At 69.1% G+C, this 16,281-nt stretch carries 15 protein-coding genes; 5 read left to right on the top strand and 10 right to left on the bottom strand.

Going from position 1 to position 16,281, the window contains the following annotated elements:
• Window positions 1-71 precede the first annotated feature (71 nt).
• The 4 genes from qcrB to ctaE all read right to left on the bottom strand — a co-directional run bounded on the left by qcrB (window position 72) and on the right by ctaE (window position 4,307).
• The gene (qcrB, locus tag ACZ4Z2_RS13615; protein ID WP_468075439.1) at window positions 72-1,712 is read right to left on the bottom strand and encodes a cytochrome bc1 complex cytochrome b subunit; all 1,641 of its coding nucleotides are present in this window, start codon (window positions 1,710-1,712) and stop codon (window positions 72-74) included.
• The gene (gene qcrA, locus ACZ4Z2_RS13610) at window positions 1,709-2,782 is read right to left on the bottom strand and encodes a cytochrome bc1 complex Rieske iron-sulfur subunit (RefSeq protein WP_468075437.1); all 1,074 of its coding nucleotides are present in this window, start codon (window positions 2,780-2,782) and stop codon (window positions 1,709-1,711) included. Before qcrA ends, qcrB begins: the two co-directional genes overlap by 4 nt.
• The gene (gene qcrC, locus ACZ4Z2_RS13605; protein ID WP_468075435.1) at window positions 2,779-3,588 is read right to left on the bottom strand and encodes a cytochrome bc1 complex diheme cytochrome c subunit; all 810 of its coding nucleotides are present in this window, start codon (window positions 3,586-3,588) and stop codon (window positions 2,779-2,781) included. The genes qcrA and qcrC overlap by 4 nt, the downstream gene beginning before the upstream one ends.
• Window positions 3,589-3,686: 98 nt before the next feature.
• Window positions 3,687-4,307, bottom strand: a complete 621-nt coding sequence (ctaE, locus tag ACZ4Z2_RS13600; RefSeq protein WP_055512653.1) for an aa3-type cytochrome oxidase subunit III — start codon at window positions 4,305-4,307, stop codon at window positions 3,687-3,689.
• A gap of 154 nt (window positions 4,308-4,461) precedes the next feature.
• Here ctaE and ACZ4Z2_RS13595 point away from each other — a divergent pair, with 154 nt between their 5' ends.
• Entirely contained in the window at window positions 4,462-4,863 is a 402-nt protein-coding gene (locus ACZ4Z2_RS13595; RefSeq protein ID WP_468075433.1) for a response regulator, read from the top strand.
• Between the two features lie 42 nt (window positions 4,864-4,905).
• On the opposite strand, the gene ACZ4Z2_RS13590 is transcribed toward ACZ4Z2_RS13595, so the two are convergent.
• The 4 genes from ACZ4Z2_RS13590 to ctaC all read right to left on the bottom strand — a co-directional run bounded on the left by ACZ4Z2_RS13590 (window position 4,906) and on the right by ctaC (window position 9,379).
• Complete coding sequence (locus ACZ4Z2_RS13590) at window positions 4,906-6,153, bottom strand: L,D-transpeptidase (RefSeq protein ID WP_468075431.1); 1,248 nt, start codon at window positions 6,151-6,153, stop codon at window positions 4,906-4,908.
• A gap of 129 nt (window positions 6,154-6,282) precedes the next feature.
• A complete protein-coding gene (locus tag ACZ4Z2_RS13585; protein WP_099963922.1) occupies window positions 6,283-6,681 on the bottom strand; it encodes a cytochrome c oxidase subunit 4 in 399 nt (132 codons plus the stop codon).
• Window positions 6,678-8,423 (bottom strand): aa3-type cytochrome oxidase subunit I, encoded by a 1,746-nt coding sequence (gene ctaD, locus ACZ4Z2_RS13580; RefSeq protein ID WP_468075429.1) that lies wholly within the window; start codon window positions 8,421-8,423, stop codon window positions 6,678-6,680. The genes ACZ4Z2_RS13585 and ctaD overlap by 4 nt, the downstream gene beginning before the upstream one ends.
• Window positions 8,420-9,379: an aa3-type cytochrome oxidase subunit II gene (gene ctaC, locus ACZ4Z2_RS13575; protein ID WP_468075427.1), complete on the bottom strand. Its 960-nt coding sequence runs from the start codon at window positions 9,377-9,379 to the stop codon at window positions 8,420-8,422. Before ctaC ends, ctaD begins: the two co-directional genes overlap by 4 nt.
• 304 nt (window positions 9,380-9,683) lie before the next feature.
• Between ctaC and ACZ4Z2_RS13570 the strand changes: the two genes are divergently transcribed.
• On the top strand, window positions 9,684-11,060 hold the full coding sequence (locus tag ACZ4Z2_RS13570; RefSeq protein ID WP_468075425.1) for an aminotransferase class V-fold PLP-dependent enzyme: 1,377 nt from the start codon (window positions 9,684-9,686) through the stop codon (window positions 11,058-11,060).
• Between the two features lie 4 nt (window positions 11,061-11,064).
• Here ACZ4Z2_RS13570 and ACZ4Z2_RS13565 read toward each other — a convergent pair whose 3' ends face one another.
• Window positions 11,065-12,039, bottom strand: coding sequence for a carbohydrate kinase family protein (locus ACZ4Z2_RS13565; protein WP_468075423.1), 975 nt, complete (start codon window positions 12,037-12,039; stop codon window positions 11,065-11,067).
• Between the two features lie 135 nt (window positions 12,040-12,174).
• On the opposite strand from ACZ4Z2_RS13565, the gene ACZ4Z2_RS13560 reads away from it, so the two are divergent.
• On the top strand, window positions 12,175-12,384 hold the full coding sequence (locus ACZ4Z2_RS13560; RefSeq protein ID WP_468075421.1) for a hypothetical protein: 210 nt from the start codon (window positions 12,175-12,177) through the stop codon (window positions 12,382-12,384).
• Between the two features lie 279 nt (window positions 12,385-12,663).
• Window positions 12,664-14,301: a hypothetical protein gene (locus tag ACZ4Z2_RS13555; RefSeq protein ID WP_468075419.1), complete on the top strand. Its 1,638-nt coding sequence runs from the start codon at window positions 12,664-12,666 to the stop codon at window positions 14,299-14,301.
• 108 nt (window positions 14,302-14,409) lie between these two features.
• Here the strand turns inward: ACZ4Z2_RS13555 and ACZ4Z2_RS13550 are convergent, their stop codons facing one another.
• A complete protein-coding gene (locus tag ACZ4Z2_RS13550) occupies window positions 14,410-14,766 on the bottom strand; it encodes a HesB/IscA family protein (protein WP_055512670.1) in 357 nt (118 codons plus the stop codon).
• 313 nt (window positions 14,767-15,079) lie between these two features.
• Between ACZ4Z2_RS13550 and nadA the strand changes: the two genes are divergently transcribed.
• Window positions 15,080-16,264: a quinolinate synthase NadA gene (nadA, locus tag ACZ4Z2_RS13545; protein WP_468075417.1), complete on the top strand. Its 1,185-nt coding sequence runs from the start codon at window positions 15,080-15,082 to the stop codon at window positions 16,262-16,264.
• The last annotated feature ends 17 nt before the right edge of the window (window positions 16,265-16,281 follow it).

Below are 16,281 nucleotides of genomic sequence, written 5' to 3'. Positions count from 1 at the left end.
CGCGTACGGCGAAGGGCCCCCGTCCGAAGATCGGACGGGGGCCCTTCGACCGTGTGTGGCGAAGCCGGTGATCAGTGGTGGCCGTGGCCGCTCGTGATCTCCTTGTACTCCTCGACGGTGGGCTTGAGGATCTGGTTGTCCTCGCCGTAGTAGCCCTTGCTCAGCTTGGCCCGGAGCTTCTCGCGCCGCGTGATCTTGCGGGTGACGCCGTTCTCGTCGACCGCGGGACCGATCTCGGCCGGCTTGTACTGCTCGTGCGCCGTGAGCGTGTGCAGCTGCTCCTGGCTGAGCGGCTCGTGGACCTCGATGAACTCACCGTGCGGCAGGCGCTTGATGATGCCGGTCTCGCGACCGTGCAGGATCTTGTCCCTGTCGCGGCGCTGGAGGCCGAGGCAGATGCGCTTGGTGATGATGAACGCGATGACCGGGGCCACGAAGAACGCGATCCGGACGAACCAGGTGATGGCGTTGATCGACAGGTGGAAGTGGGTCGCCCAGAGGTCGTTTCCACCACCGATCAGCAGGACCATGTACCAGGTGATCCACGCGACGCCGAAGGCCGTACGGGTCGGGGCGTTGCGCGGGCGGTCCAGGATGTGGTGCTCGCGCTTGTCGCCGGTGACCCAGGACTCGATGAACGGGTAGACCGCGATCGCGACCAGGACCAGCGGGAAGATCACCAGCGGGATGAACACGCCCAGGACGAGCGTGTGACCCCAGAAGTTGATCTCCCAGCCCGGCATCACACGGATCAGACCCTCGGAGAAGCCCATGTACCAGTCGGGCTGGGCGCCGGTCGACACCTGGTCCGGACGGTAGGGACCCATCGTCCAGATCGGGTTGATCGTGGCGATCGCCGAGATGATCGCGATGACACCGAAGACCAGGAAGAAGAAGCCTCCGGCCTTGGCCATGTACACGGGCAGCAGCGGCATGCCGACGACGTTGTTGTTCGTCTTCCCGGGGCCCGCGAACTGCGTGTGCTTGTGGTAGAAGACCAGGATCAGGTGCGCCACCATCAGGCCGAGCATGATGCCGGGCAGCAGCAGCACGTGCACCGAGTAGAACCGGGCCACGAAGTCGCCGCCGGGGAACTCCCCGCCGAAGAGGAAGAACGACAGGTACGTGCCGACGATCGGCACGGACAGGACCGCGCCCTCCATGAAGCGGACACCGGTGCCGGAGAGCAGGTCGTCCGGGAGCGAGTAGCCGGTGAAGCCGGTGAACATGCCCAGGACGAACAGCAGGAAGCCGAACAGCCAGTTGATCTCACGCGGCTTGCGGAACGCGCCGGTGAAGAACACGCGCATCATGTGCACGAACATGCCGGCGAGGAAGACCAACGCGGCCCAGTGGTGGATCTGCCGGATCAGCAGACCACCGCGCACCTCGAACGAGATGTGCATGGTCGAGTTGAACGCCTCGGACATCAGCTGGCCCTGCAGCGGGACGTACGGGCCGTGGTACTCCACCTCGTTCATCGACGGGTGGAAGAACAACGTCAGGTACACACCCGTGAGGATGATGATGATGAAGCTGTACAGGCACACTTCGCCCAACATGAACGACCAGTGGTCGGGGAAGATCTTGCGCATGTTGGCCTTGGCCAGGGAGTAGATCCCGAGCCGGCCGTCGGCCCAGTCGGCGACGCGCTCGCCGGCCGGTGCCTTCCCGCGCTTGTCGCGCGCCTCGGTGGTGGTTGCAGTGCTCATCCGCGCTCCCAGAAGGCAGGACCGACGGGCTCTTCGAAGTCGCTCACGGCTTCGAGGTAGCCGTCTTCGCCGACGGTGATCCGCAGCTGCGGCAGGGCGTGACCCGCGGGGCCGAAGATCACCCGGCCGGCGTCGGCGAGGTCGAAGGTGGACTGGTGGCAGGGGCAGAGCACGTGGTGCGTCTGCTGCTCGTACAGGGAGATCGGGCAACCGACGTGGGTGCAGATCTTCGAGTACGCCAGGATGCCCTCGTGCGACCACTCCAGTGAACGCCTGTCCTTGATGTTGTCCGGCTGGATCCGGACGATCATCAGGGCGTCCTTGGCGATGTTCTTCTGGAAGTCGTGGTCGTGCTCGTCCAGGCCGTCCGGCATGGCGAAGGTCAGCGACCCGACCGCGACGTCCGCCGGACGCAGCGGCTCACCCGTGTTCATGTTGACGAGCTTCTTGCCCTTGGCCCACGTGGTGTGCCGCAGCTTGGTGCCGGGCAGCGGACCGAGGTCGCGCAGCAGCACGACACCGGAGAGCGGGACCATCGCCATCGCGCCGAGCATCGTGTTGCGCACCAGCTTGCGCCGGCCGATGCCCGACTCGGCGGCACCCTGCTTGAAGTCCGCGTGGACCTTCGCGCGGACCTCGGGCGATGCCTCGATCGGGTGACGCTCGTCGGCGACCTCCACGTCGGACATCAGGGTGCGGGCCCAGTGGACCGCGCCCGCGCCGATGCAGAACAGGGCCAGGCCCAGGGTGCCGCCCAGCGCGAAGTTCAGCGCGCTGATGTGCCCGATCGGCCAGACGTAGATCGACCGGTCGACGGGGATCGCGACGTACGAGGCGATGAACGCGATCGTGGCCAGCATCGACACCGTGAACAGCAGGGCGACCGTGCGCTCGGACCGCTTGGCGGCCCGCTCGTCGATGTCCTGGATCCGGTGCTCGTGGGGCGGGAGGCCGGGGTCCGCGAAGGGGTTCTCCTCGTCCGCGACCTTCACCGCGCCGTGCTCCTGCTCGCTCAGTCCGGCGGACTGCTCGGCGCGCACGTTCTCTTCTGGAATCTCTTGGCTACTCATGACTTCTTGGCCTTTGCGGTCCGAGCGGCGACCCACACGGCGACGGCGATCAGCGTGCCGAGTCCGAAGACCCAGCCGAAGAGGCCCTCGCTGACGGGACCGAGTCCGCCGAGGCTGAGGCCACCGGGCTCCACGGTGTCGTCGCTGTTGACCGCTTCGAGGTACGCGATGATGTCCTTCTTGTTCTCTTCCGTCAGCGTCGTGTCGGGGAAGGACGGCATGTTCTGCGGGCCGGTCTGCATGGCCTCGTAGATGTGCTTCGGGTCGACACCCTCAAGGCTCGGCGCGTACTTGCCCTCGGACAGCGCACCGCCCTTGCCGGTGAAGTTGTGGCACTGGGCACAGTTGGTGCGGAACAGCTCGCCGCCCTCGGCGATGTCGGCGCCTTCGGGGTTGTACGCGTTCTCGGTCGGGATCTCGGGACCGGCGCCCAGCGACGCGATGTACGCCGCGAGCTGGTCGATCTCGGCCTGCGAGTAGATGTTCTTCTTCTTCGGGACCTGCGCGCCGGGCTGCTGCGCCGGCATACGGCCCGTGCCGACCTGGAAGTCGACGGCCGCCGCGCCCACGCCCACCAGGCTCGGCCCGTCGGAGGTGCCCTGACCGCCGGTGCCGTGGCAGCTCGCGCAGCCGACGGCATAGAGCTTCTTGCCCTCCTCGATGGTGAGGGTCTGCGCGGTTTCTTCGGCCACCGCCTTGTCCGCGGGCGCCAAGGCGGTGTACAGCCCCGCGCAGGCCGCCAGCGCGATGAATAGGACGACGACCGCCGCCAGCGGATGGCGTCGTCGTGCGGAGAGCTTTTTCACGGATTACCCCGGTGTCAGGATCTTCTGCGTCGGTGCTTCTGGAAGGGTCGTTCTCGGGATCGAGGCGGGCGTACGGTCCGCCCGGCTCGTCCGCCCGATTACTTGATCATGTAGATCGTGGCGAAGAGGCCGATCCAGACGACATCGACGAAGTGCCAGTAGTAGGACACGACGATGGCCGCGGTCGCCTGCTCGTGGGTGAACCTCTTGGCCGCGTAGGTGCGCCCGAGGACCAGCAGGAAGGCGATGAGGCCGCCCGTCACGTGCAGGCCGTGGAAGCCGGTGGTCAGGTAGAAGACCGAGCCGTACGGGTCGGACGAGAGCGACAGGCCCTCGTGCTTGACCAGCTCGGTGTACTCGAAGACCTGACCGCCGATGAAGATCGCACCCATCACGAACGTGACGATGAACCACATCCGGAGCTTCTTCACGTCCCCGCGCTCGGCGGCGAACACGCCGAGCTGGCAGGTCAGGGAGGAGAGCACCAGGATGGTGGTGTTGGTCGCCGAGAACGGGAAGTTCAGGGTGTCGGCCTTCTCGGCCCAGAACGTCGGACCAGTCACCGATCGCAGGGTGAAGTACATCGCGAAGAGGGCCGCGAAGAACATCAGCTCGGAACTCAGCCAGATGATGGTTCCGACGCTGGTGAGGTTCGGCCGGTTGACCGACGGGTGCGCGTGCCCGGTATCTACTGTCGTTGCTGTCGCCACGACCGACATTATGTCGGTCGCTTATCCCGCCCTCACTCCGGGGGGTGCCGTTCGGAGTGTTGCTCCCTTCCGTACCGGTGCTGACGTGGTGTTCAAGGGAGTAGCATCCGCGCATCGGTCCTTGTCCGTACGACGTCTGAATCTTCTGCGTAACGGAGGAACAATGCGCCCGACCGCCACGGTGCTGGTGTACAGCGACGACTCCAACACCCGTGAACAAGTGCGGCTGGCGACCGGCCGCCGCCCCGCTCCGGACGTGCCCGTCGTGGAGTTCGTCGAGTGCGCGACCCCCGCGGCCGTCGTGAAGGAGCTGGACAAGGGCGGTATCGACGTCTGTGTCCTCGACGGTGAGGCCGTGCCCATGGGGGGCATGGGGCTGTGCCGGCAGATCAAGGACGAGATCTTCGAGTGCCCGCCGGTGCTGCTGCTGATCGGCCGGCCGCAGGACGCGTGGCTGGCGACGTGGAGCCGCGCGGACGGCGCGGTGACACTGCCGGTGGACCCGGTGGAGTTCGCCTCGGCGCTGGCCTCCCTGCTGCGCGGGAAGCGGGCGCTGAGCGCTTAGGGCCTGTCGCCTCCGCGCCCCTGAGGGGGCGCGGCCCCGGCGTCACGCCGACTGGGGGCGCAGGCGGGCCTGGAGTTCGGAGCGGGGGGCCTGCTTGGTGCCGGCCGTCAGGGCGCTGCCCTCGCGCCACTTCTGCCAGTCGAGGTTCCAGTCGCCGAAGCCGTTGCCGAAGGGGGCCATCATGTCGCCGGCGGAGTTGATCACCTTGACGATGTCGCCCTCGTTGATCGTGTCGTAGAACCACTCGGCGTTGGCGTTGCTCATGCCGGTGCAGCCGTGGCTGACGTTGGCGTAGCCCTGGGAGCCGGTGGACCAGGGGGCGGCGTGGACGTACTCGCCGCTGTTGGTGACCCTGACGGAGTTGTGGACGACCAGGTCGTAGAAGTCCGACGCGCCTATGCTGGCGCTGGTCATGCGAACGGTGCCCTCCTTGGCCAGGACGACCTTGACGCCGTTGCGGGTGTCGTAGCCGGGCATCCCGGTGGTGACCGGGATCTCCTTGATCACCTTGTCGTTCTTGTAGACGGTCATCCGGTGCGCGGCGGCGTCCGTGATGGCGATGATCTTGTCGCCGGTGGTGAGGGTCAGGGGTTCGGCCTTGCCGCCCCAGAGCCGGTCGCCGATCTTTATGCCCTCCAGGTTGCTGCGGACCTTGATCGTGGCGCCCGCGGGCCAGTACTCCTTGGGCCGGTAGTGGAGCTTCTTGTCGTCCACCCAGTGCCAGGCGCCCTCCGCGGCGGGGGTGGACTCCACCTTGAGCGCGCGTTCGACGACTGCCCTGGCCGCCTTGTCCTTGACCGCCCTGTTCAGCTCCGCGGTGACGGGCTGGCCGACGCCGTACTTGCCGCCCTTGGGCCCGAAGGTGACGGTCAGGCGCTTCTTGGCGAGCGGCCGGCCGGTGTCGAAGGTCCGCTCCTCGCGGCCGGGGGCGCCGTCGTCGTCCTCGGTGCTCACCCGGACGGTGTAGCGGGCGTTGGCGGCGAGCGGCGAGGTGGAGTGCCAGCGGCTGCCGTCGGCGGAGAGTTCGCCCGCCACATAGCGTCCTGCGGCGTCCACGGCGGTGACGTCGGTGATGCGTCCGTCGTCCTCGGCGGTGACTTCCAGGGGCTTGTCCGGGTCGGCCTTCTCGCCGTCGCCGGAGGGGGTGTTGAAGGAGACCTGGTCGGCCGCGTCGTACGGCTTGCCCGAGAGCGGGTGCCCGCCGGAACCGCAGGCGGTGACGCCCGCTCCCAGCGAGACGACCAGCAGGACGCAGCTGACGACCGTGCGGTTTCGCGGTGTAGTGCTCATGGCTTCAACGTAGGAACGGGCGTCGGGCGCGGCGCGCCGGGTGGGCCGAGTGAGGGACGTCCGGTGTGGCAAAAGGGGGAAGCCCGGACCTCCTGTCGGAGTGTCCGGGCTTCCGCCGCTCAGCGCGTGTTACTGGTTCTGGTTCTCTCCGCGGTAGTACTCGAAGACCCAGCCCCACAGACCCACCAGGATGACGGGCAGGGAGAAGTACAGCAGCCACCAGCCGAAGACGACGCCCAGGAACGCGAGCGCGCCGCCGATGCCGAGGGAGAGCGGCTGCCAGCTGTGCGGGCTGAAGAAGCCCAGCTCGCCCGCGTCGTCCGCGACGTCGGCCTCCTTGTTGTCCTGCGCGCCCACGTCGACCCGCCGGGCCGTGAAGGCCAGGTAGTAGCCGACCATGATGCACAGGCCGAAGGCCAGGAAGAGCGCCGTGGTACCGGCCGGCTCCTTCGACCACACGCCATAGACGATCGCCATGGCGAGGACGAAGACGCTCAGCCAGATGAACATCTTGCCCTGGATCTTCACTTGCCGGCCTCCTTGCCGCTGCCGCTGCCCGCGAGCTCGTTGGCGCGGGGAGCGCCGTGCGCGAGCTGCTCGAGCGCGGCGATCTCCGGGTGGTGCAGGTCGAACGCCGGGGATTCACTGCGGATCCGCGGCAGGGTGAGGAAGTTGTGCCGCGGCGGCGGGCAGGAGGTCGCCCACTCCAGGGAGCGGCCGTAGCCCCAGGGGTCGTCGACCTCGACCTTCTTGCCGTACTTCGCCGTCTTCCACACGTTGTAGAAGAACGGCAGGATCGACAGGCCGAGCACGAAGGAGCTGATCGTCGAGATCGTGTTCAGGGCGGTGAAGCCGTCGGCCGCCAGATAGTCGGCGTAACGACGCGGCATGCCCTCGGCGCCCAGCCAGTGCTGGACGAGGAACGTGCCGTGGAAGCCGATGAACAGCGTCCAGAACGTGATCTTGCCGAGGCGCTCGTCGAGCATCTTGCCCGTCCACTTCGGCCACCAGAAGTGGAAGCCGGAGAACATCGCGAAGACGACGGTGCCGAACACCACGTAGTGGAAGTGCGCCACCACGAAGTACGAGTCGGAGACGTGGAAGTCCATCGGGGGCGAGGCCAGGATGACACCGGTCAGACCACCGAAGGTGAAGGTGATCAGGAAGCCGGTCGCCCACAGCATCGGGGTCTCGAAGGACAGCGAGCCCTTCCACATCGTGCCGATCCAGTTGAAGAACTTCACGCCGGTCGGTACGGCGATGAGGAACGTCATGAAGGAGAAGAACGGCAGGAGCACGCCGCCGGTGACGTACATGTGGTGCGCCCACACGGTGACCGAGAGGCCGGCGATCGCGATGGTCGCGCCGATCAGGCCCATGTAGCCGAACATCGGCTTGCGGGAGAAGACCGGGATGACCTCGGAGATGATGCCGAAGAACGGCAGGGCGATGATGTACACCTCTGGGTGGCCGAAGAACCAGAAGAGGTGCTGCCAGAGCAGTGCGCCGCCGTTGGCCGGGTCGAAGACGTGGGCCCCGAACTTGCGGTCCGCCTCCAGGGCGAACAGCGCGGCCGCGAGGACCGGGAAGGCGAGCAGGACCAGGACACCGGTCAGCAGCACGTTCCAGGTGAAGATCGGCATGCGGAACATGGTCATGCCCGGTGCGCGCATGCAGATGATCGTGGTGATGAAGTTGACCGAGCCGAGGATCGTGCCGAAGCCGGAGAAGGCCAGACCCATGATCCACATGTCGGCGCCGACACCCGGGCTGCGGACCGCGTCCGACAGCGGGGAGTAGGCGAACCAGCCGAAGTCGGCCGCACCCTGCGGGGTGAGGAAGCCGGCCACCGCGATCAGCGAGCCGAAGAGGTACAGCCAGTACGCGAACATGTTCAGCCGCGGGAACGCCACGTCGGGCGCGCCGATCTGCAGCGGCATGATCCAGTTGGCGAATCCGGCGAAGAGCGGCGTCGCGAACATCAGCAGCATGATCGTGCCGTGCATCGTGAACGCCTGGTTGAACTGCTCGTTCGACATGATCTGCGTGCCCGGGCGGGCGAGCTCGGCGCGCATGAAGAGCGCCATGACGCCGCCGATGCAGAAGAACGCGAACGACGTGACCAGGTAGAGCGTGCCGATCGTCTTGTGGTCGGTGGTCGTCAGCCACTTGACGACGACCTCGCCGCGGCGCTGGCGCCGGACGGGCAGCTCGTCCTCGTAGTGGGACCCCGCCGCCGCGGCACCCTGGGGATCGTTGAGGATGCTCACAGTACGTTCGTCTCCCGGTTCTTCTCGTGCTTCGACTGCTCAATACCGGCCGGGACGTAACCGGTCTGACCCTTCTCCGCGAGCTCCTTGAGGTGCTGCTCGTAGCGCTCGGGAGAGACGACCTTGACGTTGAAGAGCATCCGGGAGTGGTCCACACCGCACAGCTCGGCGCACTTGCCCAGGAAGGTGCCCTCCTGGTTGGGAGTCACCTGGAAGGCGTTGGTGTGGCCCGGGATGACGTCCTGCTTCATGAGGAACGGCACCACCCAGAAGGAGTGGATGACGTCACGCGAGGTGAGGACGAAGCGGACCGTCTTGCCCTTGGGGAGCCAGAGGGTCGGGCCGGGGTTGCCGGTCTGCGGGTTCTTGTCACCGGGGATGCCGCAGGTGTAGACGCCGCCGGCGTTGGCCGGGAAGTCCTTCTTGTACCGGTCCGGGATCGCGGCGAGGTTCTCGTCCTTGGCCGCGTCGCCGGTGGAACCGTCGACGTTCTCGATGTAGTTGAAGCACCAGCTCCACTGGAAGCCGACCACGTTGACCGTGACGTCGGGCTTCTTGGAGGTGTCGAGGAGCTTCGACTCGTCGCGGGCGGTGAAGTAGAACAGCACCGAGACGATGATCAGCGGAACGACCGTGTACAGCGCCTCGATGGGCATGTTGTACCGGGTCTGTGGGGGAACCTCGACCTTGGTGCGGCTGCGCCGGTGGAAGAAAGCACTCCACAGGATCAGGCCCCAGACCAGTACGCCCGTGGCGAGCGCGGCCGCCCAGGAACCCTGCCACAGGGAGAGGATCCGCGGAGCCTCTTCCGTGGTCGGGGTGGGCATACCAAGGCGAGGGAAGTCCTTGTATGTGCAACCGGTGGCGGTCGCCAGGACCAGGCCCGCAGTCAGTGCCTGCAGCAGCTTCCGCCGCATCGGGCGCCGCGGCGAGCGGTCGGAGCCGTTGGGACTCACGTAGCGCCTTCCCGAGAGTCTCGCCCGCGCAGGTCAGGCTGCGGCCTTCTCGCTGGTCGGTCGCCGCCCTGCGACGGGCAGGGGTTTGGATGTTTATGCGGACCAAACCCTACTGGACGCGATTTGGGGTCGCGCGGGGAGGGGGTCCCAACTCGCCGGGGGTCACTTGGAGCGGCTACCTGGGGTGTCGGGTGCGCCTCATAGCTCGGGAGTTCGGGCGGTTTGGCGGGTGCGCGCGGGTTGCGGTCGTTCGCGCAGTTCCCCGCGCCCCTGTTCCGCTCGCCCGAGGCTTTAGCGTTGACCTGTGGCGTACTTCGACTCTGCATCCTCCGCCCCCCTCCATCCGGTGGCCCGGCAGGCGCTGTTGGCCTCCCTGGACGAGGGGTGGGCCGATCCCGCCCGTCTCTACCGGGAGGGGCGGCGGGCCCGGATGCTGCTGGACGCCGCCCGGGAGGCGGCGGCCGAGGCGGTGGGGTGCCGGGCCGACGAGCTGGTGTTCACCTCGTCGGGTACGCGGGCGGTGCACTCCGGGGTGGCCGGGGTGCTGGCGGGGCGGCGGCGCGCGGGACGCCACCTGATCGTGTCGTCCGTCGAACACTCTTCTGTGCTGCACGCGGCGGAGGTCCACGAGACCGCCGGCGGGACGGTCGCCCGGGTCACGGTGGCACGGTCGGGTGCGGTCTCCGCGTCCTCGTACGCCGAGGCCCTGCGCCCCGACACCGCGCTGGCCTGTCTGCAGTCCGCCAACCACGAGGTGGGGACGGAGCAGCCGGTGGCCGAGGTCGCGGCGGTGTGCCGGGAGGCCGGGGTACCGCTGCTGGTGGACGCCGCGCAGTCGCTGGGGTGGGGCCGGGTCGACGGGGACTGGTCGGTTCTGACCGGGAGTGCCCATAAATGGGGCGGTCCGTCCGGGGTGGGGCTGCTTGTCGTACGGAAGGGTGTGCGGTTCGCCTCCCAAGGACCCGCCGACGAGCGGGAGTCGGGGCGGGCCGCCGGGTTCGAGAACATCCCGGCGATCGTGGCGGCGACCGCGTCGCTGCGGGCGGTGCGGGCGGAGGCCGCCGCGGAAGCCGTACGGCTGCGGGAGTTGACGGAGCGGATCCGGACCCGGGTGCCGTCGCTGGTGCCGGACGTCGAGGTGGTCGGGCATCCGGTGCGCAGGCTGCCCGGTGTCGTCACCTTCTCCTGTCTCTATGTCGACGGCGAGACCTTGCTGCACGAGCTGGACCGCGAGGGGTTCTCCGTGTCCTCCGGGTCGTCCTGCACCAGCAGCACGCTGACGCCCAGCCATGTGCTGCGCGCCATGGGGGTGCTGAGCGAGGGGAACGTACGGGTGTCGCTGCCGCCGGGCACCGCGGAGGAGGACGTCGAGCGGTTCCTGGCGGTGCTGCCGGGGGCGGTCGCGACCGTGCGGGAGAAGTTGGGCGCGCCGGCCCCGGCCGCCGTGGTGCGCGAGGACGCCCTCGTCGTGGACGCCGTCGGCAAGCGGTGCCCGATCCCCGTCATCGAGCTGGCGAAGGTGATCGCGGACGTCCCGCTCGGCGGCACGGTCCGCGTCCTCTCCGACGACGAGGCGGCCCGTCTGGACATCCCGGCGTGGTGCGAGATGCGGGGCCAGGAGTACGTCGGAGAGGAAGCGGCGGAGCGGGGCTCGGCCTATGTGGTACGCAGGGTGAGCTGAGCCGTCAGCCGAGGTGGGCCTGCACCTCGGCGGCCGCCTCGTCCCCGTACGCCTTGGTGAACCGCTCCATGAAGTGCGCCCGGCGCAGCTGGTACTCCTGGGTGCCCACGGTCTCGATGACCAGCGTGGCGAGCATGCAGCCGACCTGGGCCGCGCGCTCCAGGGAGACGCCCCAGGCGAGCCCGGAGAGGAAACCGGCGCGGAACGCGTCGCCGACGCCGGTGGGGTCGGCCTTGCGCTCCTCGTCGGGGCAGCCGACCTCGATCGGGTCGTGGCCGACGCGCTCGATGCGGACGCCCTGCGCGCCGAGGGTGGTCACCCGGTGGCCGACCCGGCTGAGGATCTCCTCGTCCGACCAGCCGGTCTTGGACTCGATGAGGCCCTTCTCGTACGCGTTGGAGAAGAGGTAGGTGGCGCCGTCCAGCAGTATCCGGATCTCCTCGCCCTCCATGCGGGCGATCTGCTGGGAGAAGTCGGCGGCGAAGGGGATGCCCCGCGAACGGCACTCCTCGGTGTGGCGGAGCATCGCCTCGGGGTCGTCGGCGCCGATCAGGACCAGGTCGAGGCCGCCGACGCGGTCGGCGACGGTCTTCAGCTCGATGAGGCGGGCCTCGCTCATGGCTCCGGTGTAGAAGGAGCCGATCTGGTTGTGGTCGGCGTCGGTGGTGCAGACGAAGCGGGCGGTGTGCAGCGTCTCGGAGATCCGCACGGAGGCCGTGTCGACGCCGTGCCGGTCGAGCCACGCGCGGTAGTCGTCGAAGTCGGAGCCGGCCGCGCCGACGAGGATCGGCTTCGTGCCGAGTTGTCCCATGCCGAACGCGATGTTCGCGCCGACACCGCCCCGGCGGACGTCGAGCTGGTCGACGAGGAAGGAGAGGGAGACCGTGTGCAGCTGGTCCGCGACGAACTGGTCGGCGAAGCGGCCCGGGAAGGTCATCAGATGGTCGGTGGCGATGGAGCCGGAGACTGCGATACGCACGGCGAGGACACGCTCCTGCGGAGGGAGAGGCGATTGACAGTTCACGCTACCGGGTCGTCCGGGGTCTCAGAAGCAGGCAAAACTACCCGATAGTAGGTCTTTCTTCGTGGGGTTCCCGATGCGTACGGTGCCGATATGACGAACCCCAAGATCCACGGCACCGCCCCGTTCGACCCGGACGGCGGCCTCGCGGCGCTCCGCGGCGACTGCGCCCGGATGGCTCCGCACTGGGCGGCCCCGGCGAAGGTCAGTACGGCTCCGGTGCCCCCTTCGCTCATCCACGGGGTGACGGTCCCCGCGACCTCGGCGCGGCTGGTGGACGCGATGTCCGACTACGGCGACTGAGAGCTCCGAACAAAAGGGGAGTCCGATCAGCTCGCGGCGTCTGGTGCGTGCGATCGCAAGGCGCCGGAAGCTCCTCGTAGCGGAGCTACTAGGAGCTTTCGGCAACGCGGCGAGCGTGCGTGCCAGGCGTCGCGAGCCGGGCTCCCCTTTTGTTCGGAGCTCTGAGGGGTCCGCCGCGCGCCCGCGCCGCCGAGAGGGAACCATCGGCTCCTCCGCCGCGTCCCATCGCTGTCCCCCGTATGGGGGAGGCGGTGTACGACCAGCCGAAGGAGCGATGCGGTGAACGCCGAGCGACCCGACCACCCCGAGAACCCGGACGAGGGCACCCCGCCCGACGCCACCGAGGAGCTCAGGGCTGCCGGGGACCGGGCCGAAGAGGCCACGGAGGCCGGCACGGCCGACGCGGGCGCCGGCGGCGAGGAGCCTCGGGCCACCGAGGCCGAGACCGCCAACGCCGAAGTCGACGAGACCGAGGCCGTCGGGAGTGGGCAGGCCGAGGTCGCCGAGGCCGAGCGCACGGACCGGGCCGGGCGGCGGTCGCGTGTGGTCGTGGCCTCCGTGGCCGCGGCGGTGCTGCTGGTCGGCGGTGGCGGGGCGTTTCTCGCGGCGACCACGTCCGGTGGGTCCGGCGACGGCGCCGGGCGCTCGGCCGGGGCCGACGGCACTCCCCCTCCGCTGGCGCTCGACGGCTACGGCGGCGGCGGTTCGCCCGGCATCGCCCCCGGTGAGCCTGACCCCCACGGGGTGACGTACCGGGCGGACGGCAAGCTGCCCGACGGCCCGAAGTCGGCCCCCGTGTACACGGTCGGGGGCCGGGTGACGGCGGCCGAGGTGGCGCGGCTCGCGAAGGCGCTGGGCGTCGAGGGCGAGCCGAGGACCGAGGGCGAGAGCTGGCGGGTCGGCACCACGGGCGACGGATCCGGCCCGATTCTGCACGTCGGCAGGCAGGCGCCGGGAGCGTGGACGTTCAGCAGGTTCACGCCGGGCACCGACAACTGCCGGAAGGTCGACGTCTGTGCCGCCCAGCCCCCGGCCGACGGCGCCGACCCGGTGAGCGAGGCGGCGGCGCGGAAGGCGGCGGTGCCGGTCCTCAAGGCCGTCGGCCAGGACGACGCCAAGCTCGACGTCTCCCAGCTCCTCGGCGCCGTCCGCGTGGTGAACGCCGATCCCGAGGTCGGCGGGCTGCCCACGTACGGCTGGGCGACCAGCCTCCAGGTGGGCGCCGACGGCACGGTGGTCGGCGGCAGCGGCAACGTCAAGGCGCCCGTGAAGGGCGACACGTACCCGGTGGTCGGCGCGGAGCGGGCACTGGAGCTGCTGAACGACTCGGGACAGGGCGTCGGTCCCGCCCGTGAGGACGTCGCGCCGTCGCCGTCGACGCCGCGGAGGCCCGCGCCGGTGCCGGTCGAGGACGCGGTGTTCGGGCTGGCCTCCCACCAGGTCGACGGCCGGCCGGCGCTGGTGCCGTCCTGGCTGTTCGAGGTGCGGCCGCGGAAGGCCGCGGACAGCTTCACGGTGACGCACCCGGCGGTCGACCCGAAGTACCTGGTCGCGCCGGAGCCGGAGGAGGAGCCGTCCGAGGGGCCCGAGGACCCGAACGTGCCGGGTGACCGGCCGCCGGCCGACCCGGGGTCGCGGAACGTCCAGGTGCAGGGCTACACGGTCGACGGCAGGGAGCTGACCGTCAGCTTCTGGGGCGGGGTGTGCAGTGACTACGCGGCCACCGCGACCGAGGAGTCGGGCGAGGTGAGGGTCACGGTGACCGACACGCCCCATACCGGCAAGGTCTGCGTCATGATCGCCAAGGCGATGGAGCGGACGATACGGCTGGACGAGCCGCTGGGCGGCCGCGAGGTGGTCGGGCCGGACGGCAAGGAGATCCCCGAGGGCGGGATCGAGGAGCTGGAGCCGCGGTAGGACAGGCCCGGCCGAGCCGCGAGCGGACACACGAAGGCGGCGTCCCCGTCACCGGGGACGCCGCCTTCGTCGTGCTCGTCCTGTCACGCCGTACGGCGCGCGGGCGGCTCAGCTGAAGGAGTCGCCGCAGGCGCAGGAGCCGGTCGCGTTCGGGTTGTCGATGGTGAAGCCCTGCTTCTCGATGGTGTCGACGAAGTCGATGGTGGCGCCGCCCAGGTAAGGGGCGCTCATACGGTCGGTGGTGACCTTCACGCCGTCGAAGTCCTTGACCACGTCGCCGTCGAGCGAACGCTCGTCGAAGAAGAGCTGGTAGCGCAGGCCGGAGCAGCCGCCGGGCTGGACGGCGACGCGCAGCGACAGGTCGTCACGGCCTTCCTGGTCGAGCAGGGCCTTGACCTTGGCCGCGGCGGCGTCGGTCAGGATGATGCCGTCGGTGACGGTGGTGGTCTCGTCCGATACGGACATCTACATCTCTCCCGGGTTGTACGGAGACTGCTTGCCGACGAGTGCAACCGCCGGGGTCCCGGATTCATTCCGGGGCGAGCGGATTTCCACCGCGTCTTTCTTCATGCTCGCACATGGCCCGCACGGTGGGCACCGGCCGCCGCGGGGCCGTCCGGTCCGGCCGCCGGGATTCATGTCACATCGACGCTATGGCCATCGTCAAAGTGACGTGAAGCGGTTATGATAGATAGCGTCATTTCGACGAAAAGGCTAGCCCGTCATCCCGCCGGCTCCGCTCGGGCCGGCGAGCCGCAGAACAGAAAGGGTGCGTGTCGTGACCACCGCCCAGACCCCGGAGCTCGACGTACAGCCGACGCCCCTCGCCCTGCTGCTGCTCGGCCGCGAGGCCGACCCGAGGAGCGAGCGCGGAGTCGACTGCCCCGGCGACCTCCCCTCCCCGTCCGACCCCGACCTGGTGGAGCGTGCCCGGGCGGCCAAGGCGAAGCTCGGCGACAAGGTCTTCGTGCTCGGCCACCACTACCAGCGCGACGAGGTCATCCAGTTCGCGGACGTCACGGGCGACTCCTTCAAGCTGGCCCGGGACGCGGCGGCGCGGCCCGAGGCCGAGTACATCGTGTTCTGCGGTGTCCACTTCATGGCCGAGTCGGCGGACATCCTGACCTCCGACGACCAGAAGGTGGTCCTGCCCGACCTCGCCGCCGGGTGCTCGATGGCCGACATGGCCACCGCCGAGCAGGTCGCGGAGTGCTGGGACGTGCTGACCGAGGCGGGGATAGCCGAGCAGGTCGTGCCGGTGTCGTACATGAACTCCTCCGCCGACATCAAGGCGTTCACGGGCAAGCACGGCGGCCTCATCTGCACCTCGTCGAACGCGAAGCGGGCCCTGGACTGGGCCTTCGAGCAGGGTGAGAAGGTCCTGTTCCTGCCCGACCAGCACCTGGGCCGCAACACGGCGGTGCGGGACATGGGCATGTCGCTGGAGGACTGTGTCGTCTACAACCCGCACAAGCCGGGCGGCGGCCTCACGGCCGAGCAGCTGCGGGCCGCGAAGATGATCCTGTGGCGGGGCCACTGCTCGGTGCACGGCCGCTTCAGCCTGGACTCCGTGAACGACGTACGGGCCCGCATCCCCGGCGTCAACGTCCTCGTCCACCCCGAGTGCAAGCACGAGGTCGTGGCGGCGGCGGACTACGTCGGGTCGACCGAGTACATCATCAAGGCGCTGGAGGCGGCCCCCGCCGGATCCAAGTGGGCCATCGGCACCGAGCTGAACCTCGTCCGGCGGCTGGCGAACCGTTTCGCGCCGGAGGGCAAGGAGGTCGTCTTCCTCGACAGGACGGTCTGCTTCTGCTCGACGATGAACCGCATCGACCTGCCCCACCTGGTGTGGACGCTGGAGTCGCTGGCCGAGGGCAACCTCGTCAACCGGATCGAGGTCGACAAGGAGACCGAGGCGTTCGCGAAGCTGGCGCTGGAGCGGATGCTGGCGCTGCCGTAGCCCGCGCGGGCCGCGCG

It is taken from the genome of Streptomyces sp. NPDC030183 (assembly GCF_055573455.1).
The sequence above is the reverse complement of the archived record's forward strand: the minus strand, read 5'-3'. Positions and strand labels throughout refer to the sequence as shown.